This window comes from Ruegeria sp. AG7 (assembly GCF_056541545.1).
This window is the reverse complement of the sequence record NZ_JBQFYP010000038.1, coordinates 5,001-6,227: the sequence shown is the minus strand read 5'-3', so window position 1 is coordinate 6,227 and position 1,227 is coordinate 5,001. Positions and strand designations below refer to the sequence as shown.

At 56.0% G+C, this 1,227-nt stretch carries 1 tRNA gene and 2 rRNA genes (1 of these 3 cut by a window edge); all 3 read right to left on the bottom strand.

The window, feature by feature from the left end:
* Positions 1-77, bottom strand: a tRNA-Met gene (locus tag ACR0BF_RS20155).
* 122 nt (positions 78-199) lie between these two features.
* Positions 200-314, bottom strand: a 5S ribosomal RNA gene (gene rrf, locus ACR0BF_RS20150).
* A gap of 182 nt (positions 315-496) precedes the next feature.
* Positions 497-1,227, bottom strand: a 23S ribosomal RNA gene (locus ACR0BF_RS20145); it runs 2,099 nt beyond the window's last position.

Sequence of the window (1,227 nt, the reverse complement as noted above, 5' to 3'; positions counted from 1 at the left end):
TGGTTGCGGGAGTAGGATTTGAACCTACGACCTTCAGGTTATGAGCCTGACGAGCTACCGGGCTGCTCCATCCCGCGACACTTTAGTGGTCTATTGCCTGTTCGGCTACTTGAGACCGTTGGCTGGCCTGTTGCTTACGCGATTTGAGGCCTGGGTCGAGTATGTTTTGATCGTGTTGAGAGAAGGGGGATTTTACTAGGTTTGGCGGTGACCTACTCTCCCGGGGCTTAAGCCCAAGTACCATTGGCGCGGCAGTGCTTAACTTCCGGGTTCGGGATGGGACCGGGTGTTTCACTTGCGCTATGACCACCAAACCGAGGAAAATCCCCGTCGCTCTTTTTGCTTTGCAAAAAGGCGACGCGCAGGAGGCAGCGTATTCGCGAAGCGGATGCGCGTTCCTGCACGGTTGTTATGTCAATCAACAGTGTCGCTTGGCGCGACACAGCTATCCAACTCAAGGTGTGTATGTCTTTGATTTGTCTTTCCATTACTGGATCAAATCAAGCCTATCGGGCGATTAGTACCGGTCAACTGAACGCATTACTGCGCTTACATCTCCGGCCTATTGACGTGGTGGTCTTCCACGGCCCTCAGGGAGACCTTGTTTTGAGGGGGGCTTCCCGCTTAGATGCCTTCAGCGGTTATCCTGTCCGATCATAGCTACCCAGCACTGCCGTTGGCACGACAACTGGTCCACCAGTGGATCGTTCACCCCGGTCCTCTCGTACTAGGGGCAACTCCTCTCAAGTCTCCTACACCCACGGCAGATAGGGACCGAACTGTCTCACGACGTTCTAAACCCAGCTCACGTACCTCTTTAAACGGCGAACAGCCGTACCCTTGGGACCTGCTCCAGCCCCAGGATGAGATGAGCCGACATCGAGGTGCCAAACACTGCCGTCGATATGGACTCTTGGGCAGTATCAGCCTGTTATCCCCGGCGTACCTTTTATCCGTTGAGCGATGGCCCTTCCACTCGGGACCACCGGATCACTATGGCCGTCTTTCGACTCTGCTCGACTTGTCAGTCTTGCAGTCAGGCTGGCTTCTGCCATTGCACTCAACGAGCGATTTCCGACCGCTCTGAGCCAACCTTCGCGCGCCTCCGTTACGCTTTAGGAGGCGACCGCCCCAGTCAAACTACCCGCCACGCAGGGTCCCGGATCCGGATAACGGACCGCGGTTAGACATCAAGAGTGCGAAGGGTGGTATCTCAAGGGAGGCTCC